This is a genomic window from Desulfovibrio biadhensis (genome assembly GCF_055388615.1).
The window spans coordinates 1,623,809-1,645,188 of sequence record NZ_AP042477.1; the positions used below are offsets into that span (position 1 = coordinate 1,623,809).

Consider the following 21,380-nt stretch of genomic DNA (forward strand, 5'->3'; position numbering starts at 1 on the left):
TGGGCTTCTATAGAACAAACCGGCGCCTGTGGTCCAGCTTTGGACTCAATCGTGAAAAAAATTAGATGTTTGCAACAAGATTTCATGTTAAAAACAACCATGGTCCCGGGGGGTTGGAAGAAAACCGCCATGGCTTTTCCTCTAACTGCCCAGGGACGCAGCATATTCTTGTAGAAATAGTGTAAGTAGCTGATTATACGAGAAATAAAAAAGGCGCTCTAGGCGCCTTTAGTGGGTAGTTCATACTAAAAGAGGGGGTCAGGCCATAATGTCCAGAATGGTCCCGTACATCTCGTCCTGGGTGCGGATGGCCACGGCATTGGCCTCATAAGCATGTTGGGTTGCGGTCATGCCCACGAATTCCCGCGCCAGGTCTGTATTGCTGCCCTGCACATATTGCCAGGAAGTATCCACCTGCCCGGTTTCGGGGTTGGTGGTCCTCTCCAGAGAAGGCACCAGGGGGCCGGGGCTCTGGTCCTGCATTATGGCGGAAACCTGCACGCCCTGATCCTGGGGGCCGGTCTGCAAATCGGCTCTGCTGGCCTGAAACTCGTTGGTGTTCATATTGGCCACATTGTTGGCCGACACCTGCATCTGGGTGGACAGGGCGCCAAGGGCCGAAACATTGGCATCGATGCGCATAGGGCTCCTCCCTCGGGTGGGGCGTTCCGTTAACAGCACGGGGTACTGTTGGCCTCCTACCCATTACACCATAATAAGCATATCGGCCGCTGAAGTGAATAGCTTTAGAGGAGGTGGCGGAAAATTGTTTCGAGCCTAAGGAATTATTTATTTGAATAAATGGAACATTATTACTGAAAAAAACATGCGTTCATAAGGAATGCAATGGAGAGGGGCGAAAAGTAATAGAGAGGCGGGATGGCGTAAGTGTTCATTATGGCTGCCACTCCGTGCAAAGCAGCAGTACAGTTGCACGCATCCGAAATGCAGCAGTAAGAGGGCGATACCGCACACTTTCGCCGGAATTACTCCAGGTGCTTTTCGATGATGGCAAAGGCGCTGTGGTTGTGGATGGATTCAAAACTCTCCACTTCAACCCTGTACCAGGCAACCTGGGGGTGGGATTGCAAGGACTGGGCTGCCTTGCGGACAACGTCCTCCACAAAGGCGGGTTCGTTGAAAGCCGCTTCGGTGACGAATTTTTCGTCTTCGCGTTTGAGCAGGGAATACAGTTGGGATGAGCCTGCGCCCTCTGCAATGGAGATGAGTTCCTCGAGCCAGAGAAAGCCGCGAAAACGGCAGCGGATGCGCACCATGGAGCGTTGGCTGTGCGCGCCTTCCTCGCAGATGGCCAGGGAACAGGGGCACACGGTCATGACAGGCACCTCGACACCGAGGACGAACTGGGGCTTGTCAGGATCGGAAGCCGCAGCCCCCTGTGTGGGGGAGACATCGGGCGCAGGGTCAGTGGCGGCTGCCACGTCACCCAGTTCCCCTGTGAGGGTGCAGTTATAGCTCATGGTGCTGTGGGAACAACTGGCAGGGGCTTTTTTGCCCAGAAAAAAAGGGAAGCTGAAACGGACGTAGACGCGCCTGGCTTCGAGCCGGCGGCGCATGTCCAGCAGCAGTGTGCGCACCCCTTGGTAGTCCAGTTCCTGCCCCCATTCTTCCAGGGCTTCCACAAAGCGGCTCATGTGCGTGCCCTTGAAGTCAGCAGGCAGGTCCGCGCCCAGGTCAACGCGTGCAACGGTTTGTTGCACGCCATGGGCCCTGTCGCGCACTGTGAGCGGCAACTCCAGGTTTTTCACTCCTACCCGGTCGATTGCCATGCTGACTTCGGCCGGTCCGCTCTGCACATCCTGCATTGCGCCGTTTGTCGGCGTTTTTCCGGCCATGGGTTACACCAGATTCCTGCCGGTGGTGGTCAGGGTCAGTTTACCGTGCTTCACCCCTTTGGTGGAAATGAGCTTTTGGCCAAGGTTGCGTACAGTCTCGCCCGGGCCTCTGAGCACCAGGACTTCGAGGCAGTTGTCATGATCCAGGTGCACGTGCAGTGTGGAAAGCACCACATCGTGGGAGTCATGTTGCATCTCGGTAAGCCGCTGGGCCAGATCGCTTTTGTGGTGGTCGTAAACCAGGGTCAGGGTGCCGGCAATTTCCTGCTTGGTATCTTCCCACTCCTTTTGGACGAGGGTGTTGCGGATCAGGTCGCGGATGGCTTCCGAACGGGTCTGGTAACAGCGCTCCTCGCAAAGCTGGTCGAATTTTTCGAGCAGGTCGGAATCAAGGGAAACGCCGAAGCGGATGGTCTGCCCCATGGTTTTTCCTCCCAAAGAGGGCGCTCAGCTTGAGCGCCGATTGCCGGAAGCCTGGCGGGCAAGCTCCCAGATGTTCACCCCGGCTGGTGGGCCGGGAGCGGTAACGTGTGGTGTTTTGGCGCTATGCACTTTTTGACAGCGCCACCCTGCGTCCTGCATGCGGCGGGCAAAATCGGCATACAAGGCACGGCTTGGTTCTGCTATCCAGGCGATGCCGTCGTCAACAAGGGTGTGTTCGAGAAAGGCGGCGACGGGCTCGATGAAGCGGCGCTCGTACATGACGTCCGCCCCCCAAATGCAGTGGAATGCGCCTTGTATAAAAGCAGGCGCGCGCCAGTCCATCTGCGCCCACATGGGCGGTGATGGCATGTTCACCGCGTTGTGGCGGCTGTTGCGCCTGGCAAAGAAAACGGCTGGCCACTCATAGTCCATGCCCAGTACAAACCCGCCGCAACTGGCGCCTGCTAGGGCCGTAAGCCCCAGGCCGCATCCAAGATCGAGGCAGCGCCTGCCCTCTATGCTTTGACGTTTGCGCCCCAGCCATTCGCCGAGCAGCATGCTCGACGGCCAGAGCTCGGTCCAGTAGGGGAGCCGTTCGTCATCGCCAAACAGCTCATGGGCGGTGGATTCGTCCTCGCCCATGGCCTCCCAGAGGCTTTCCAGGTCGCCGTAGCGCTCGAGCTCCCAGCGTTTGCCCAGCAGCTCGACGCAAAAGGGTTCTTTTGGACCGTTTTCAAGATCAATACTTGGCATAGTGCGTGGTACCTCTACAAAAAGGATGATCACACATAGTGTCTACGAGTATCCTTTCTGGTGACACGGATTATGCCTTACACGTAACTGTGATGCAAGCGTAATAAGAAGGGAGGACAAAACTGGATGACGAGAGTACAATGCCTCATTGTCAATCGCCTGTGTTGACAAGGCAAGCGCTTGCGAATAACGCCTGCTTTTCTCTGCCCGCCAAAAGCCTTAAAAATAGGGGCGGAATTTACCCGTTCCCGCGAGATTCGAAACATGCCACGTTTTTTTCAACGGTTCACAGAACCGAACGGTTACCGCGATGTATTGCGCGTCAGTCTGCCCCTGGTTGTCAGCATGGGGTCAGTAACGCTGATGCAGTTTACGGACAGGCTCTTTTTGGGGCGCTACTCCCTGGACTCCATTGCCGCATCCATGCCTGCCGGAGTGCTTGCCTTCATGTTTTTGTCCTTTTTCATGGGCACGGGCGAGTACGTGAATGTCTTTATCGCCCAATACACCGGCATGGGGCGGCCGGAACGCGTGGCCCATTCGTTGTGGCAGGGCATCTGGTTCGCCTGTGCTTCGGGTGTGTTGCTGGCGGCCTTGTCCCTGCTCGGACCAGGACTTTTCGATCTGGCCGGGCACCCGCCCGGTGTCCGGGCGCTGGAAGACACCTACTTCCGCATCCTGATGCTTGGTAATGGCCTTGTCGTGCTCCAGGTTGTGCTCTCCTGCTATTATTCAGGGCGCGGGCTCACCCGTACCGTGATGCTTGTGAACGTATTGGGTACGGTGGTCAATATCCCCCTGGATTACGCCCTTATCAATGGCGTTTCCGTTTTTGGCCTGCCCCTGGCGCCGGAGCTTGGCATTGCCGGAGCCGGACTGGCTACCGTCACCGCCTGGGGCGTCATGTTCGCCGCCTATGCGTGGCTGCTTTTTGGCAGAAAAAATGAGCAGGCCAAAATTTTGCGCGCAGCCATGAGTTTTGACAAGGAGCTCTTCGGCCGGCTCATGCGCTACGGTATGCCAGGGGGCGTTCATTTTTTTGTGGATATATTCGCCGTAACCTTTTTCGTATTCATGGTCGGACGGCTTGGCACCGTGGAACTGGCCGCCACCAATATCGTATTTGCCCTGAACTCCCTGGCGTTCTTGCCCATGATCGGGTTTTCCATCGGCGTCAGTATCCTGGTGGGACAGGCCCTGGGGCGGGAAGCGCCGGATGACGCCCACCGTGTGACCATGAACACCCTGCACATGACAGTGGCGTATATGTTCTGCTTTGCCTTTGTGTTCATCTTTTTGCCGAAGCCGCTTTCCGCGTTGTTCATGCCCCGCGGCATGAGCCCGGGGGAATTTGCCCCTATTCAGGAAATAACGGTTATGCTTCTGCGGCTTGTGGCGATCTACAGCTTTTTTGATGCCTTTGTCATGATTTTCTACGGTGCGCTCAAAGGTGCGGGAGATACGCGGTTCGTGATGATCGCCATGGCCTGCATGGCCCTGTTCGTCATCGTCATTCCGGTGTATCTTGCTATTGAGGTGGCGGGCAGCGGTATTCTGGCGCCCTGGTTGTTTTTCACCAGCTATATTCTGGGGCTCAGCATCATACTCGGGGCGCGCTACCGCAAAGGCGCCTGGCGCACCATGCGTGTGGTAGGCGAGTGGGAGCGCAGTATTGCTCTGCAGGAAGAGCGCTGACACCGGCGTACCCGCGGGGGCAACTTGCCATAAGGCAAGGCAATGTGCTTGACTATACGCCGCACTTGTAAACAACATGCCGTATTCAATACGGGCACAGCGCCATGCATGCTGCCCGGATGCAGGAAAAGAAAGGAGAGGACTGATGCCGTCGTTCGACATCGTGAGCCAGGTAGATTTGCAGGAAGTGGATAACGCCGTGAACAATGTGAAGAAGGAACTGGGCACCCGCTATGATTTCAGGGGGGTGACCACGGAGATCGACCTGAACCGCAAGGACAAGGCCATCAGCTTGCTGACTGGGGACGAGATGAAGTTTCGCGCCCTGAAAGACATGCTGCTGAGTCAGGCCATCCGCCGGAAACTGGATCCCAAGGTCTTTGATTTCGCCGAACCGGAGCCTACCAGCAAAGGACAGGTCAAAGGGCAGGTTACGATCAAGGAAGGTATAGACAAGCCCACGGCGCAGCGCATTGTGAAGTTGATCAAGGACCAGAAACTCAAGGTACAGACCCAGATTCAAGATGAGCAGGTCCGCGTGACGGGGAAGAAAATCGATGATCTGCAGAGCGTCATCAAGGTCCTGAACAACGAGGACCTGGAAGTGCCGCTGCAGTTCGTGAACATGAAGAGCTGATACGCGACAAGAAAAAGGGGCTGGCCGGCTGCAGACGGCCGGCTTGCCCCTGTGTGCCGCTTAGGCTGTTATGGTATCTTTCTAGCGGCAAAGCACTTCGTAATTGCGAACCGTCAGCTCTTTGCCCCCGTAGGAGATGTTGGCGCCGTTAAAACCTGGACGGACCTTGCCGATATGCAGGCCGCCCTTGATCATGCCGCGGGCAATGTAGAGAGGCTCGCCGTTTGATTCCTCGCCCCCTGCCATGGCGCAGTTCGGCACATTGCCGCCAGAAGCAGGCACCCAGTATCCCGGTCCGACCCAGACATCATAGCATTTGGCAATGATTTCCCTGCCTCCCCATGGAATATTTGCGGCATGAAAGCCGGGGCGCATCTTGCCCGGGTGGACGCCGGAATACTGCCCGCGTGTGGTCAGCCTGGCCCGTGCAATCCAGAGCGATTCGCCGGAAGCCTCGTAGCCTTGGGGTTCTGCCCCTGCTGGTACCTGGCCATCGCATGCGCTTACCCATCCTGCCAAGGCTGCAGCAGGAGAAAGCAGCATAAAAGTGAGAAGAATAAGGGTGGTGTGCTGTTTAGAGATGAAACGCATGCCCCTGACCACTGTCGAAAACAAGTTGGTAAAATCCATCGTTAACCTCAGCGTTTGATGGTCCCTGGCAACGCCAGGCACATCTACAACCTGCCATTGGACATTGGCGCAATACATTATTGCCGGCCAGCCCTATAAGGTAAAATCTGACCTATAGGCAACTGAAAATACGAAATAAAATGCTATCTGTGAGGTATGAATAAGGTTAAGGCGGGGTAAAACAAAAAAAATTATTTCATCGTGTGACGAAATTAAAGGCAAAGCCGCGGCAGTGGATATCGCCACCGGCTGCAGGGTTGTTCTCCAGACGGCTGCGTACGCAGGCGACCTCGTCTCCATTGTAGACGACCCATACGTTGCCGTATTTGGCGCCGCTATACCCCAGGCGGCTGTTTTTCCTGATCAGGCGGGGCCTGCCCAGCAGGTGTTCCACTTCGCTTCTGGCCATGCCTTTCTCGGTAAGGGCTACGCAGAGCCTGGTGTCTTCTTCCAGGCTGCGTTGCAGGCGGTTCTTCGCGGCGTATGGATCTTTGGTTCTTGTGGCAACAGGCGTTACCTGTGCAGGGCGCGTGCTTTCCTGTGCAGTGACGGTGTGTGGCGTCAGGTCCTGAGGTTTGGGAGAGGCAGAGAGCGCAGGCTGTTCCGCGATGGCGGGCTTATCCATGGCAGCCACTCTGCGTGCGGCTAATTCGTCCATCCGCTCCTGAACGGTGTCCGGGTCCACCTCGCCTGTCACGGTGAGGGTTATGGCCAGATTGCCCCCGTCCATCTTCACGTCTTCCTGGTCCACGGTCACACGTACCAGGGCCGCGGTAAAGGAAAGCACCTCATCCTCTTCCATTTGGAAATTGCGGGTCTTGCTCATCACTTCCACATAGGCGCCTGCCTGTTCTGCAATGCGGCGTTTTGCCTCGGCAAGGCAATTGGCGCGCGCCTCGTTCTTGGATTCACTGTCACCCATGACATAGGTATGGGTCACGGTGATGCTTTCTGTGGCTGCGTGGGCCAGGGCAGGGGCAAAAAAGCAAACAGCCAGTCCGGTGGCGACCAGGCAGGAGCAGAGGCATGAGTGGATTCTGTTCATGGTGGTTCCCTGTAAGTATGGTAATCGCGCAGAGCGAAGCATGATCCATGCCAGTCAGCCGCTGGCAACGCAGCAAGCCAGGCGTAGGAGATGAAGGGCGGTTTCGTGCGAACATCTGTCAGTAAATCGACAGGCTCTATTCCCCATTATAGAAGGCGGCAATTGCCAAGTATGCCCCCCTGACTTATCTACTGGGTATGAACCAATCTCCCGAAAATCCGGAACGGCTGACTGCGGCTGTCTCTGCAGATTCCCTGTGGCGCTACGATCAGGACACCATGGAAAAATACGCAGCGCTGCTTTTGTGGGCCCTGAACGAGGCCCGCAAGGAGCCCCTGAAAAAAAGCGACCTGGTGCTGGTGCAGTATGATCTTGAGGCCTTGCCCCTTGCCGAGGAAGTCGTCGCAGCGTTGCACGTTGCGGGGCAGGTCCCTGTGCCGCGTATGGAGCCGACAGTCAGGATGCAGCGGGAGCATCTGCTGCAGGCCAACAGAAAGCGCCTGCTCATGGAAATTCCCGGCGAGCGTGAACTGTATGCGTCTTTGGCGGGCAGCATCAGGATTCTGGCGCCCCAGGCCTATGACGCTTTTGACGATATAGACCCTGAATTATGCAACATCGCCCAGCGTGGGAGTAAAAGCTTGCAGGATGTGCTTTTCAGGCGCGAGCAAAGCGGCGGCTTTGGCTGGACCGTTGCCCTTTACCCTTCAAAGGGTGGCGCCAGGGCGGCCGGCATGAGCCTTAAAGAGTACGCCCGCAGAATCGAAGTGGGGTGCCTGCTCAATACGGGGACGCCCTTGAGCACCTGGAAGCTATTGCGCCGCAAGATGGACGATGTGACGGACGCGCTGAACGCCATGCCCATCACATCATTGCGCGTGCAGTCCGAAAATAGCGACCTGCTGGTGCGCCTGGGGCAACGTCGTGTCTGGAAAGGTTTTACAGGGCGCAACATACCCAGTTTCGAAGTCTTTACCTGCCCGGACTGGAGAGGGGTGGAGGGAACGTTTTACGCCAATGCCCCCACCTTTAGCTATGGCACACGGATAGAAGGCCTGCGCCTGACATTTCGGTATGGAGAAGCCGTAGAGGCCACGGCTGCGGACGGTGCTTCCATGGCCGTGGAAAAGTTGCGGATCGACCCCGGCGCCAACAAGGTTGGTGAATTCGCCCTGGTGGATAAGCGCTTTTCGCCCATTGACCAATTTATGGGTTCACCGCTTTTTGACGAGAATCTGGGCGGCGAGCACGGCAGTTTTCACATCGCCATGGGGCAGGCGGATGCGGCGGCTTACTCCGGGCAGCACCCCCTTTCCAATGCAGTGGCTGCAGAGTTGGGCTTCAACAACTCCGCCTTGCATTGGGACCTGGTCAGCAATGAACCGCGGGAAGTCTACGCGGTGCTGGAAGGTGGGGGGCGTGAACTCATTTATGAAAATGGGCAGTTTGTGTTTTAATCTCCCTTTTTTGGGTGCTGAAAAGCAAAAACTTGCATTTTTTTAAACTTTTTTTAAAAAATATGTGTCTCGCCCCTTGACTTTGCGTCATTTCATTGACAGCAAGAATCAAGGAAAAGACGCGGGAATCCCCTTACGTCAGGCCTTTTGGAGGGCCGATGCAGTTCGATAGCGGATCCATCATCGGCGAGAGCAAAGCACTCAAAGATGTATTCAAGATACTGGCAAAGGTAGCGCCAACAGACAGCACCGTGCTAGTGACCGGCGAATCCGGCACAGGCAAGGAGCTTCTCGTGCGTGCGCTGCACAACAACAGCCAGCGAAACGATAAGCCTTTCATTCCCATAAATTGCGGCGCCATTCCCCACGAGCTTCTGGAGTCGGAGCTCTTTGGCCACGAAAAGGGCGCCTTTACCCATGCCGTGCGTTCCAGGGCAGGGCGTTTCGAATTGGCGGACGGGGGCACCGTTTTCCTGGACGAAATCGGTGAGATGGACCTGAGCCTGCAGGTGAAGATACTGCGTGTGCTGCAGGAAAAGGAATTCGAGCGTGTAGGCGGCACCAGCGCCAAAAAGGTGGACGTGCGCATTGTCGCCGCCACCAACCGTGATCTGGAGGCCGAAGTCTCCGGAGGGCGTTTTCGCGAAGACCTCTTTTACCGCCTGAATGTCATCCCCCTGCATTTACCGCCCCTGCGCGATCGCGGCGGCGACGTGAAGCTGCTGGCGGAACATTTCCTCAAACGGCTCAACAGATTGGAAGGTCCACTGCGTCTCAGTCCGGAAGCCTTGCGCATTCTTTCTGCCTACTCCTGGCCTGGCAATGTCCGGGAGCTGGAAAATTTCATGGAGCGCATGTGCATTCTTTGTGAAGGAGACTGCATCCAAACGGAGGACCTTCCTGACAAGATTATCAAAGAAGTTGGTGTGGAACTGCCGCCTGAACCTGTCGTCGAGTATGTACGGCAGGGATTTGCCTGGCCCACGCTGGAAGATCTCTCCACCCACGGTCCGGGTCTCAAGGAATTTCTCGACAAGGTCGAGGAAAACCTTCTCCGCGAAGCTCTGGAAATGGCGAACGGCGTCAAGAACCAGGCTGCAGAGATCCTGGGCATCAAGCGTACGACGCTCATCGAGAAACTCAAAAAGAAGAATCTCGAGTGAGTCGCATCCCCTCGAGGGGGGCGCCAATGCCAGACGCTAGCACAATACTTGCAAATAAAATCGGCGTTATGACCGAACGAATCCGCTCCGGCAATTTTTGGCCCTTTAGCGAGCCTGTAATAACCTGTGTATCCGCTGGCGTTTTCGCCCTGGCGGGGGTTGCCGCGTTGGTGGCGCTGGCCTTGGCGTTGATCTGGCCAAGCTCGGCTCTTGCCGTTTCCCACTACTGGGGGCGTCATCCGGACAAAGAACGCCTTGTGGTGGTTTTTGACGAAACCATCCCGAGTTACAGTGTCAAACGCACGGGGGAAAAGGAACTGACCCTTTACCTACCCCCCGGGTATTGGGATGAGCACGAAAAGCCCAAACCGAACATTTTCAACACGGCGGACTACCTGGGAAACGTCTTCTCCACCCCGGATGGCTTACGCATAACCCTTAAAACCAACGCAATAGGGTACATTCAGTTTCCTCTGCGCGACAGGGGCAAGCTGGTCATCGACATCTTTCCCGATCCCATCGGCGCGAAGTGGAAGCCCGGGGACCAGGACTCCCAGAGCGCCGCGGCTTCGCCCGCGCCAAAAGCGCCTGCACAACCTGCAACGCCTCCGGTTCCTGTAGCGCAACAGCCAGCCACGCAGCCCCAGGCGCCAGCAACGCAGCAAGCGACGCCGACGGCTCCTTCTTCTGAGCAGGCTGCCACGGAACCTGCCCCTGCTGCGCCTTCGGCGCCTACCGGAGAGACTGCGTCTACCGGAAAGACTGCGCCTACCGGAAAGACTGCGTCTGTGGAAAAGCCGGCTCAAGAAGGGCAGACGCTGGAATCTCTGCGCAAGGAATTCGAGGAAGTGCAGAAGGAGGCGACGCCTGCACCGCAAACGGCGCAGCAGCCACAGACGCAAGCGCAGCAACCTGCAGCGCAACAAGGTAGTCTCCAGCAGAAAAATCACTTTTTTTCGGTGCCCTACACCTATCGTGCACGTATACAGCACAAAGGGCCCGAAGAAGTGACAACGCCGCAGAAGCTGCCTGAGGCAGGGCAGGGCAGTTCGGACAGCGGCACTACTCCTAGAGGGGCGGACACTACCAGTTGGCTGGACGGAACGATCTTTGCGCCTTCTGTGGTTTACGCGGCAGAAGACACGCATACTGTGCGTCAGAGCATTGGCAATAATGCGGCGCCCCCTGTCGAAGTGGAGGGCGCGCAACAGACCCAGGCCCCGCAGCGGATGGAGCCTGCAGCGCCCCCGCAGGAGGCGAACAATCTTCGGGCGCGCATGGCCCCCCCGGATACAAAGATTCCTGTACCGGTGGAAGCGCCCGCGCAGCGTTCGGCACCGGTGCAAGTGGAAAATCAGGAAGCACCGCCCCCTGCCCCTGCAGCCGTGGAGGAAGCGCCGCCACAGCAGCCTGGAGCCCAAGAAGAAATGGCGCAGGAGCAGATCGAGCAGCAGATCGATGCGCCGGAAGAGGAGCGCCTTGCCGAGGACATGATAGAAGGCAAACCGCCTGCAGATACACCAGAAGCGCCCACTCAGGCCGAATCCGCGCCTGCACAAACTCAGGAACAAGCCCCCCAGGCCGCTTCGGAGCCTGCCCCACAAGCGCCTGCCCCGGCAAGTGATGTGCAGACAACGGAATCAGGCGAGCCTGATCCCAATGCGCCGCCAGATTTTGAGGCTGTCTTGCTGCAAGCCCGTGCTTCCCTGGCCAATGAAGAATACCAGCCGGCTGTGGACATGCTTGCTGCAATCAAGGACCACTCCAAGTTGCCCAAGAAGATGCGGGGGGATGTGCTCTATACTTATGCGGACGCATTGTACGCCTTGTCGCGCCAGACACCCCGTGAGAATTACGCCAAGATTCAGGACGCCTATACCCAGGCGATGAACGACAATCTTGAATCCCCCCGGGTGCCGGACGCGCTGTTCCAACTCGGGCAGCTCAATCTCAAGGTGGACAGCCCGCAACAGGCCAGGGCCTATTTCAATATTCTTGAAAAGCGCTACCCCGATGACCCCCACATTCCCCTCATCAAATACTACTGGGGGCAATATTACTACGACCATGGCGATTTTCAGCGGGCTGCCGACCAGTTCCAGTACATTGTGCAAAAATATCCGGACAACCGGTATGTCCGCGAGGCCTCGGTCGGGCTGGCTCGCTCCCTCAATGAGCTGGGATACGAAGAACAGGCCCGCGAACTTGTGGACTACATTGAAAAGCGCTGGCCGCGTTATTATGTGGAATTTCCGCCCTTGTTGCGCCTTTATGGCGATGTGAACTACCGCGTTGGGATGTTGGACAAGGCCAAGCTGAATTACTGGACCTATTACAACATGGACCCCAACGCGGAGGGCGCCGACGTTGTCTTGGCCCGATTGGGCGACATCTACCTGGAGCTTGGCGACGTAAAGACGGCCAAAGAAGTCTATGACATGGCCATTGAAAAATATCCTGAGAAAGAGGGGGGGCTTATAGCCAAGATGCGCCTGGCTGAGCAGGGCGTGTATGATGAACCCACTGTGCAGGACATGTTCACCGTGTTCGACCGCCCGTATACGGAGCGGCCGGCCAATGTGTATAAAATGATTGTGGAGAAGTACCCCAACAGTGAATTGGCGCCCCTTGCGCAATTGAAGCTGGCCATGTGGTATTTGTGGAACGAGAAGTTGCAGGACGCCCTTGCCGCGGCGGATGAGTTCGGCACCCGTTTTCCTGGCAGCAAGCTGACAGACAGTGCCAAAGAGGTTGCGCTCAAGGCCTTTGACAAGCTGGTGTCACAATACCTGGCCGACCAGAACTACCAGGGTATTACGGAAATGTGGGACAAGAGCCCCCTGCTTAAAAGTCAGGAGGGCGATCTTGCTCCTGAAACACGCATCGGGCTGGCGAATGCCCTGTGGAAGACGGGAGAGACAACTGCCGCCAGCGACATGCTGGACCCGTTTTTCAAGAGCGCTGCCATGCCCAGGCATTCGGAAAACGCTCTCATGCTGGCAATGTCCATCTGTCTGGACAGCCAGAATTGGGAGTGTTTGACCGACCTGGCGGAACGCACCCAGCTTTGGGACATTTCTCCTGAGGTCAAACAGAAAATGGAGTACAATCTGGCCCTTGCCTATGAAAACCTGGACCAGTCGGCTAAAAGCGCGCCCTTATGGAATAATCTGGTGGACCGTGAAGGCATAGACCCGGCGCAGCAGGCCTATATCCAGTATTTTCTGGCCCATGAAGCACGCGACAACGAAGATTACAAGCGCGCCTTTGAACTGGCTCAATCCAGCCTGGGCATCTTTCTGGACAAGAATACCGACCAGGAAAAGATCAAGGATTTGTTGCAATTGTTGATGGACGTCACCAAAACCACGGGGCGCACCCGGGAGGCCCTGAAATGGGCCATCGAGTATTCCCGCTACATCAACAAGAACGATCCCGAGTGGCCGGCCCTGCGTTACCAGATGGCGCAATTCTATCGCCAGCTGGCGGACAATGAGAAATGGCGCGCCATTCTGGAAGAGTTGATCCGCGACAAGCCCAACTCCCTATACGGGCGTATGGCCGCCTCGGAACTGCAAACCCGCAAGATAGAGCAGGGCGCACGTCAGTTTACGCCAACCGCCGGAGATATCTAGCATGATTAGAGCTGTAACCGCCCCGTTGGTCGTATTGCTGGTGGCTTTTGTATTGCTGCCGTCCATGCCCCAAGCCCTAGAAGCCGCGCAAGAGCAGGTATCCGTTTCCGGTGTCTCGGCAGAGATACTGGACCATGGGATCTACGGGGGCGTTCTCGACCGCGGCCCCCTCCAGGATGGCAGCGACCCCATGGGGCAGCTCAAAAAGCCCCGACTGGTGCAAGAAACCGAGAAGGTACCTGCCCGCCCGGAAACACTTTTTGGCATTCGCTACAAGATTGCCGCTCCAGAAGGTGTGGAAAGCGTGCTCCTGGAAATCCGCGTGGAGCATCCACCCGTAAAATCCACAAAATCCACTGACGCCGCCAAAGCCGATCCCCTGACCTCCTATACCGTGGAGCGGCTGGTCACACCCGGAAAGCCCTATGTGCAATTGCAGCGGGTGCCCCCAAACGCGCCGGAGGATGCACCTGCTGGCGTCTGGCGTTTTGTGTTGCTGTTCAAGGGCAAAGAGCTTGCCGCGCAAAGCCTTGAGCTTGTGCGCAAGGACAGCGGCTTTGCGCTGTTGCAAGGCGCCCCGCAACAGACATGCCGGTTGGTGGTGTTGAAGGCCTCGCCAGATGATTTAGGGAGCGAGGTGGCCAGCGCCAGACTGCTGGAAGAACACAGCTTTGCCCTGCGCCTGCCGGACAGGGAGAAGGCCTGCTTTCTGACCCTGGGCAATGATCAGGGTGCGGCTTTGGGCATCAGCGATATGAGCGGCCGGCTGCTCACCCCTATCCAGGCCTGGGAGCCCGGACTCCGCGTGCTGGCAGTGAGCTTCACCGAAATCGGTGGCGATGCCTATCCGGAAATCATTGTTGTGGCTGAAAACGCCTCCAAAAATCCGCCCGAGCTCGACAGTCGCGTTTATTTCCACCCTTCCGTTGACGAACGGGTGCAAGGGGCGGCGTGGAAGCGCATGCCCGAAGTGGACAGCCAGGTGGCACACCTGGGCAGCGCCTTTGCCGTCAAGCAATGGCTGGCCGCCAACGCTCCTGTGGCGCAATAGCGCCAGCCTCGCCCCTTTTCTTACCGCTCGATTGAATTTTCCTTTCTGCTGGGCATCTTAGGCGTTTCGCCCTTGCTCTGCTAAAGGGTGATTTATTGTTACCAGCACCATCCATGCCCGCGCAGGCGGGCATCCAGTATTTTCTTTTCGCATGTGCTGGCTGTGGAAGCTTGTACGGCGCAAGGCAGAACCTGGATCCCCGCTTCCGCGGGGATGACAGTCAGTTTGTAGTGTGGTGAAGCGTTGTTATCGCCTTGCGTTTGGTTTGTGTTTGCGAATCCCGGAGCCCTGGAGTTTTTGCCGCGAGTAGCGCCCCTGGCAGTCTGTCATGCCCGCGCAGGCGGGCATCCAGTATTATCTTTGTACATGTGTTGGGTGCGAGGACTAGTAGGGGCAACGGCAAACCTGGATCCCCGCTTCCGCGGGGATGACAGCCAGTTTGTAGTGTGGTGAAGCGTTGTTATCGCTTTGCGTTTGGTCTGTAGTTTGCGACTCCCGGAACCCTGGAGTTTTTGCCGTAAGTAGCGCCCCTGGCTATCTGTCATGCCCGCGCAGGCGGGCATCCAGTATTATCTTTGTACATGTGTTGGGTGCGAGGACTAGTAGGGGCAACGGCAAACCTGGATCCCCGCTTCCGCGGGGATGACAGCCGGTTTGTAGTGTGGTGAAGTGTTGTTATCGCTTTGCGTTTGGTCTGTAGTTTGCGACTCCCGGAACCCTGGAGTTTTTGCCGCGAGTAGCGCCCCTGGCTATCTGTCCTGCCCGCGCAGGCGGGCATCCAGTATTATTTTTATACATGTGTTGGCTGTGAGAACTTATAGGCGCAACGGCAAACCTGGATCCCCGCTTCCGCGGGGATGACAGCCGGTTTGTAGTGTGGTGAAGCGTTGTTATCGCTTTGCGTTTGGTTTGTGTTTGCGACTCCCGGAGCCCTGGAGCTTTTACCGCGAGTAGCGTCCCTGGCTATCTGTCATGCCCGTGCAGGCGGGCAACCAGTATTTTCTTTTCGCATGTGCTGGCTGCGAGCACTTTGAAGGCGCAACGGCAACCCTGGATCCCCGCTTTCGCGGGGATGACAGCCGGTTAGTAGTGTGTGGAGTGTTGTTATCGCTTTGCGTTTGGTTTGTGTTTGCGAATCCCGGGGCCCTGGAGCTTTTACCGCGAGTAACGTCCCTGGCTATCTGTCATGCCCGTGCAGGCGGGCAACCAGTATTTTCTTTTCGCATGTGCTGGCTGCGAGCACTTTGAAGGCGCAACGGCAACCCTGGATCCCCGCTTTCGCGGGGATGACAGCCGGTTAGTAGTGTGTGGAGTGTTGTTATCGCTTTGCGTTTGGTTTGTGTTTGCGAATCCCGGGGCCCTGGAGCTTTTGCCGCGAGTACCGCCCCTGGCTATCTGTCATGCCCGCGGAAGCGGGCATCCAGTATTTTCTTTTCACATGCGTTGGCTGTGAGCATTTTGTAGGCGCAAGGCAGAACCTGGATCCCCGCTTCCGCGGGGATGACAGTTTTTACTATGTATGAGGGGGGTGATGCTTTGCATCCAGTCCGTGTTTCAAAGGGCGGGGATCACAAGGAGGGCTGTTTTGCCCTTTGGCAAGGCTACTGCGTCTCTTTGCGTTCCTGCAGCACCTGTTCCACCAGGTCTTTGACGTAGGGCAGCAGGTTCTCGGCGATTTGGCGTGTCCCCTTGGCATTGGGGTGCAGGCCATCCGGCAGGGTCAGCCCCTGTTTCATGTACACGCCTTCCAGGTAAAACGGGTAGAAGGCCACGTTGTGCTTTTCCGCCAGGCGGGGAAAAACCGCGTTGTAGCGCGCCGCGTAGTCCTCCCCCATATTTGGGGGGGCGCCCATCCCCGTAAAGAGCACCTTTACCCCTGCGTCCTGCAACCGCGTGAGGATGGTGTCCAGGTTCTCCTCCATCTGGGAAACACGCATGCCCCGCAGCCCGTCATTGGCGCCAAGCTCCACAATAGCCGCATCGGGCTCGTCGGCCAGGGACCACTCCAGACGCCCGAGCCCCCCGCCGGAGGTGTCTCCGGATACGCCGGCGTTAATCATGGTCACGTTGTAACCTTGCTTTTTGAGCAAATCTTCCAAAATGGCAGGCACGGCTTCGGTGGGATTCAGGCCATACCCGGCAGTCAGGCTGTCGCCCAGGGCCAGAATTTTCACGGGCGTCTCCGAGGATGTTGTGGCGTCACTGGCCCACGCGTCTTGCCTTGTGCCAATAATGATGTAGAAAAGAAATATGAACACTACCAAGCAAACTATACCGACCGCCCCAGACATGGGGGATACAGGCGTTGATGGTACAGCTGCGGGAACTGCTGTGGCTCTGGATGACATACATCTTACATTACCTGCGGCCAGCGGCCCGGTCAACGTATTGAAAGGGGTGGACCTGCATGTTGCCCGCGGTGACGCCGTGAGCATTGTCGGGCCCTCTGGCTCAGGCAAGACCACCATGCTCATGCTGATAGCCGGTCTGGAGCGCCCCACTTCGGGGAGGGCGGTGGTGGACGGTGCTGATTTGTCCACCATGGACGAGGACGGCCTGGCCAGATTCCGCAGAGGGCGCATAGGCATAGTTTTCCAGGCATTTCACCTGGTGGGCGCCATGACGGCTCTTGAAAATGTGGCCCTGCCCCTGGAATTTGCTGGTGTGGACAACGCCCTGGAGCGTGCGCGTCAGGGGCTGGCCGCCGTGGGGCTGGAGCACCGCGCAAGCCACTACCCGGCGCAGCTTTCGGGGGGCGAGCAGCAGCGTGTGGCAATTGCCCGCGCCTTTTCGCCCAATCCTTCCATTCTGCTGGCGGACGAACCCACAGGCAACCTGGATGCGGAAACCGGGCAGAAGGTCATGGACCTGCTGTTTGACATGCAGGACAAGTACAAGACTACCATGCTGTTGATAACACACGATAAACGCCTGGCCGGCGATTTCTGTCGCATCGTCCAGATGCAGGACGGTAAATGTCACGATCAGCAGGCGGACGTGCAAGGAGCGCTCATTTCATGATGCGATTACACCTTGCCGCCCGCGTAGCCCGGCGCGAACTGCGCGGCGGGCTGTTGCGCTTCGGCGTATTCCTGACATGTCTGGCACTGGGCGTGGCCGCCGTCGCTGCTGTGGGCGAAGTGGCAGCCATCGTGGACAACAGCCTGCGCGTGGACGCCAAAGCCATACTCGGGGGCGATCTCGCCGTCACCCGCAGCCATATAGAGCTGGACCAGGACGCGCAGGACTGGCTCTCGCAACGGGGTGAAGTCTCCCGTCTGGCGCGGCTGAGGACAATGGTCCGCGCTGCCGACCAAAGCAAGGCTGAAGCTGCAGTACAGCGCTCCATGCTTTCCGAGCTCAAGGCAGTGGGGCAGGCGTACCCCCTTTATGGTGCAGTAAAACTGCAAGGGGGGGGCGACTTTCACCAGGCCCTTGCCAATGAGAACGGAAAATGGGGCGCAGTGGTCGATTCCCGCGTACTGGCGCGGCTGGGCCTGGAAGTGGGCGATGACCTGATAATCGGCAAATCCCGGTTCACCATACGCGCCATACTGGAGCATGAGCCCGACAAGGCGGCGCAGTTCTTTGGCCTTGGCCCCCGGGTTTTTGTGAATATCGAAAGCCTGCCCGCCACTGGTCTGCTGGCTCCGGGCACGGTGGTCTACTATGTATACAAGTTGAAGCTCTTCAACCCGCCCCCTGCTGGCGCGCCCAGGGCGAACGAGCAGGTGAAGGCTCTGGCCCAGGAGTTTCGCGATACGTTTGGACAGAGCGGCGCCAGGGTGCGCGACTACACCCAGTCGGGGCGCTCGCTCAGACGGTTTATGGATACCTTGCAACGCTACCTGCTCCTGGTGGGGCTCATTTCCCTGCTGGTGGGGGGCATCGGCGTTGCCAACGGGGTGCGCAGTTACCTGGAAACCAAATCCAGGGCCATCGCCACCATGAAATGCCTGGGCGCGGAACGCTCCACGATATATGCGGCATATCTGTTTCAGGTGCTCTTTCTGGCCCTTGCAGGCAGCGCCATGGGGCTGATTGGCGGGCTGATCGCCGCCCGGGTTGCTGCGGAATTTCTGTTCCGCACCCTTGGCCTTTCCATGGATGCCGGCGCCGCGTTCTTCCAGGGGCTGGCCGTCTTGCCCCTGGCCGGCGGGTTGGGGTTTGGTCTGCTCACGGCCTTGCTTTTTGCCGTCTGGCCGTTGGAGCGCGCAGGCAAGATATCACCGGCGCGTCTTTTCCGCGGCTATGCCGATCCCCGGGGAGAGCGCCATGGATACGCGGCCTGGTTGATTGCCTTGGCCGTGCTGGTGCTGATGCTCATCCTTGCCTGGGGCATGACCCGGGATCTGCCACTGGTGTTGGGATTTGCTGGCGGCGCTCTGGCTGGCGCGGCCCTGTTTCGTTTGGCCGCATGGGGGCTTATGCGTCTGGCCGCCATTGCTCCCAAGCCGCGGCGCATCTGGTTGCGCCAGGCCATAGGCAACCTGCATCGACCCGGCGCGCGTACGCCAGATGTCATATTCTCCCTTGGGCTTGGGCTTTCCGCCCTGGCAGGGGTGGCGCTCATCGACGGCAACATGCTGACCCTCATCAACCAGCAGATGCCGGAGCAAGCGCCCACCTACTTCTTCATCGACATACCAAAGGACAGAATAACCGCCTTTCGCGATGCCATTGAAGCCATCCCGGGTGTTTCGCGTTTTGAGTCGGAACCTTCACTGCGGGGGCGCATAGTGGATATAAATGGCACCCCCGTTGAAAAAGCCAATGTATCATCGGAGAGCGCCTGGGCCATCCGCAGCGAACGCGGGCTGACCTTTGCCGCCAAAAAGCCGGACAAGGTGAATATCGTGGCGGGGGAGTGGTGGCCGCCGGACTACTCCGGACCGCCCCTGATGTGCTTTACCAAGGGACTGGCGGACGGTTTCGGCATAGGTGTGGGTGATACGCTGACCATCAACATTCTGGGGCGCAACGTTACGGCCACCATAGCCAGCTTGCGGGAGGTGGAGTGGACAACCCTGGCCCTGAACCATGCGGTGATGTTTTCGCCCGGCGTATTGGAAAAGGCTCCGTATTCCTACATCGCCACTGTGTACAGCAAGGATGGGCACAGCGAGGATGTGAGCGCTGTGCAGGACCCCGTGTTTGATCTTGTAGTCACGGAATTTCCTGAAGTCACGGCCATTTATATCAAGGATGTATTGCGTGATGTCAGCGCCATTTTTGACGCCATAGGGCTGGCTGTGCGCAGCACTGCGGCTGTCACGCTCCTGGCAGGACTTTTGGTCCTGGCCGAGACCCTGCGCGCAACATTGCGCTCCAGGTACTATGAGGCCGTGCTCTTCAAGGTGCTCGGGGCTACGCGCTGGGACATCGTGCGCGCGCTAGCCACAGAGTTCATCCTGATGGGCGCGGGCACGGCGTTGCTTGCCGCATTGCTGGGCAGCGCCATCTCCTGGGCCTTCATCCACTTTGTCATGCACGGTGAGTGGCGTTTTTTGCCCCTGCCTTTGGCCGTTGTCTGTATAGGCGGGGTCATTGCCACGCTGGGGCTGGGTATGCTTGGCATCCGCAGTGTGCTGGGGCGCAAGGCCTGGCCCGTGCTGCGGAACGAGTAGGGGCGGATATACAAAGGCGCAACGGTAAAAGCTGGATACCCGCGCAGGCGGGCATCCAGTATTATCTTTTACATGTGCTGTGGGAGCTTGTAAGGGCAAAGGCAAACCTGGATCCCCGCTTCCGCGGGGATGACAGTCAGTTTGTAGTGTGGTGAAGCGTTGTTATAGCTTTGCGTTTGGTCTGAAGTTAGCGAATCCCTGGCGCTTTTGCCGCGAGTAGCGCCCCTGGCTATCTGTCATGCCCGCGCAGGCGGGCATCCAGTATTTTTTCCACATGTGCTGGCTGTGCGAGCTTTTACGGCGCAAGGCAGAACCTGGATCCCCGCTTCCGCGGGGATGACAGTCAGTTTGTAGTGTGGTGAAGCGTTGTTATCGCCTTGCGTTTGGTCTGTGTTTGCGATTCCCGGGGCCCTGGAGCTTTTGCCACGAGTAGCGCCCCTGACTATCTGTCATGCCCGCGCAGGAGGGCATCCAGTATTATCTTTTCACATGCGTTGGCTGTGAGCATTTTATAGGCGCAACGGCAAAACCTGGATCCCCGCTTCCGCGAGGATGACAGTCAGTTTGTAGTGTGGTGAAACGTTGTTATCGCTTTGCGTTTGGTCTGTGTTTGCGAATCCCGGAGCCCTGGCGCTTTTGCCGGGAGTAGCGCTCCTGGCTCCCTGTCATGCCCGCGCAGGCGGGCATCCAGTATTTTCTTTTCGCATGTGCTGGCTGTGGGAGCTTGTACGGCGCAACGGCAAAACCTGGATCCCCGCTTCCGCGGGGATGACAGTCAGTTTGTAGTGTGGTGAAGCGTTGTTATTGCTTTGCGTTTGGTCTGTGTTTGCGACTCCCGGGGCCCTGGAGCTTTTGCCACGAGTAGCGCCCCTGACTATCTGTCATGCCCGCGCAGGAGGGCATCCAGTATTATCTTTATACATGTTCTGGCTGGGGAAGCTTATACGGCGCAAGGCAGAACCTGGATCCCCGCTTCCGCGAGGATGACAGTCAGTTTGTAGTGTGGTGAAACGTTGTTATCGCTTTGCGTTTGGTCTGTGTTTGCGACTCCCGGGGCCCTGGAGCTTTTGCCGCGAGTAGCGCCCCTGACTATCTGTCATGCCCGCGCAGGAGGGCATCCAGTATTATCTTTATACATGTTCTGGCTGGGGAAGCTTATACGGCGCAAGGCAGAACCTGGATCCCCGCTTCCGCGAGGATGACAGTCAGTTTGTAGTGTGGTGAAGCGTTGTTATAGCTTTGCGTTTGGTCTGTGTTTGCGACTCCCGGAGCCCTGGAGCTTTTGCCGCGAGTAGCGCCCCTGGCGATCTGTCATGCCCGCGCAGGCAGGCATCCAGTATTTTCTTTTCGCATGTGCTGGCTGTGGGAGCTTGTACGGCGCAACGGCAAAACCTGGATCCCCGCTTCC

At 57.7% G+C, this 21,380-nt stretch carries 15 protein-coding genes; 8 read left to right on the forward strand and 7 right to left on the reverse strand.

Annotated features, from left to right (window positions below; translation table 11 throughout):
* Nucleotides 1–258 precede the first annotated feature (258 nt).
* From ACZ5EH_RS07095 to ACZ5EH_RS07110, 4 genes are all read right to left on the reverse strand, one after another.
* Entirely contained in the window at nt 259–642 is a 384-nt protein-coding gene (locus ACZ5EH_RS07095) for a flagellar basal body rod C-terminal domain-containing protein (protein ID WP_464277427.1), read from the reverse strand.
* A gap of 344 nt (nt 643–986) precedes the next feature.
* Complete coding sequence (gene folE2, locus ACZ5EH_RS07100) at nt 987–1,826, reverse strand: GTP cyclohydrolase FolE2 (RefSeq protein WP_464278275.1); 840 nt, start codon at nt 1,824–1,826, stop codon at nt 987–989.
* A gap of 33 nt (nt 1,827–1,859) precedes the next feature.
* Nucleotides 1,860–2,279 (reverse strand): nickel-responsive transcriptional regulator NikR, encoded by a 420-nt coding sequence (gene nikR / locus ACZ5EH_RS07105; protein ID WP_464277428.1) that lies wholly within the window; start codon nt 2,277–2,279, stop codon nt 1,860–1,862.
* Between the two features lie 24 nt (nt 2,280–2,303).
* Complete coding sequence (locus ACZ5EH_RS07110; RefSeq protein WP_464277429.1) at nt 2,304–3,032, reverse strand: class I SAM-dependent methyltransferase; 729 nt, start codon at nt 3,030–3,032, stop codon at nt 2,304–2,306.
* Nucleotides 3,033–3,296: 264 nt separating this feature from the next.
* On the opposite strand from ACZ5EH_RS07110, the gene ACZ5EH_RS07115 reads away from it, so the two are divergent.
* On the forward strand, nt 3,297–4,727 hold the full coding sequence (locus ACZ5EH_RS07115) for an MATE family efflux transporter (protein WP_464277430.1): 1,431 nt from the start codon (nt 3,297–3,299) through the stop codon (nt 4,725–4,727).
* Nucleotides 4,728–4,872: 145 nt separating this feature from the next.
* Entirely contained in the window at nt 4,873–5,364 is a 492-nt protein-coding gene (locus ACZ5EH_RS07120; protein ID WP_464277431.1) for a YajQ family cyclic di-GMP-binding protein, read from the forward strand.
* Between the two features lie 81 nt (nt 5,365–5,445).
* Here the strand turns inward: ACZ5EH_RS07120 and ACZ5EH_RS07125 are convergent, their stop codons facing one another.
* Nucleotides 5,446–5,994: a DUF3421 domain-containing protein gene (locus ACZ5EH_RS07125; RefSeq protein WP_464277432.1), complete on the reverse strand. Its 549-nt coding sequence runs from the start codon at nt 5,992–5,994 to the stop codon at nt 5,446–5,448.
* Between the two features lie 196 nt (nt 5,995–6,190).
* The gene (locus ACZ5EH_RS07130; protein WP_464277433.1) at nt 6,191–7,039 is read right to left on the reverse strand and encodes a hypothetical protein; all 849 of its coding nucleotides are present in this window, start codon (nt 7,037–7,039) and stop codon (nt 6,191–6,193) included.
* Nucleotides 7,040–7,236: 197 nt separating this feature from the next.
* On the opposite strand from ACZ5EH_RS07130, the gene ACZ5EH_RS07135 reads away from it, so the two are divergent.
* The 4 genes from ACZ5EH_RS07135 (at nt 7,237) to ACZ5EH_RS07150 (ending at nt 14,345) form a co-directional block, all read left to right on the forward strand.
* On the forward strand, nt 7,237–8,496 hold the full coding sequence (locus ACZ5EH_RS07135) for an aminopeptidase (protein WP_464277434.1): 1,260 nt from the start codon (nt 7,237–7,239) through the stop codon (nt 8,494–8,496).
* A gap of 158 nt (nt 8,497–8,654) precedes the next feature.
* A complete protein-coding gene (locus ACZ5EH_RS07140) occupies nt 8,655–9,659 on the forward strand; it encodes a sigma-54 interaction domain-containing protein (protein ID WP_464277435.1) in 1,005 nt (334 codons plus the stop codon).
* 26 nt (nt 9,660–9,685) lie between these two features.
* Entirely contained in the window at nt 9,686–13,294 is a 3,609-nt protein-coding gene (locus ACZ5EH_RS07145) for a tetratricopeptide repeat protein (protein WP_464277436.1), read from the forward strand.
* A 1-nt stretch (nt 13,295) separates the two neighbouring features.
* Nucleotides 13,296–14,345 carry a DUF3859 domain-containing protein gene (locus ACZ5EH_RS07150; RefSeq protein ID WP_464277437.1) on the forward strand — a complete coding sequence of 350 codons (1,050 nt, stop codon included), beginning with the start codon at nt 13,296–13,298 and terminating at the stop codon, nt 14,343–14,345.
* A 1,601-nt stretch (nt 14,346–15,946) separates the two neighbouring features.
* Here the strand turns inward: ACZ5EH_RS07150 and ACZ5EH_RS07155 are convergent.
* Nucleotides 15,947–16,519 (reverse strand): arylesterase, encoded by a 573-nt coding sequence (locus tag ACZ5EH_RS07155; protein WP_464277438.1) that lies wholly within the window; start codon nt 16,517–16,519, stop codon nt 15,947–15,949.
* Between the two features lie 115 nt (nt 16,520–16,634).
* On the opposite strand from ACZ5EH_RS07155, the gene ACZ5EH_RS07160 reads away from it, so the two are divergent.
* Both ACZ5EH_RS07160 and ACZ5EH_RS07165 read left to right on the forward strand, forming a co-directional pair.
* Nucleotides 16,635–17,366 (forward strand): ABC transporter ATP-binding protein, encoded by a 732-nt coding sequence (locus ACZ5EH_RS07160; RefSeq protein ID WP_464278276.1) that lies wholly within the window; start codon nt 16,635–16,637, stop codon nt 17,364–17,366.
* Nucleotides 17,363–19,972: an ABC transporter permease gene (locus ACZ5EH_RS07165; RefSeq protein ID WP_464277439.1), complete on the forward strand. Its 2,610-nt coding sequence runs from the start codon at nt 17,363–17,365 to the stop codon at nt 19,970–19,972. The genes ACZ5EH_RS07160 and ACZ5EH_RS07165 overlap by 4 nt, the downstream gene beginning before the upstream one ends.
* Nucleotides 19,973–21,380 lie beyond the last annotated feature (1,408 nt).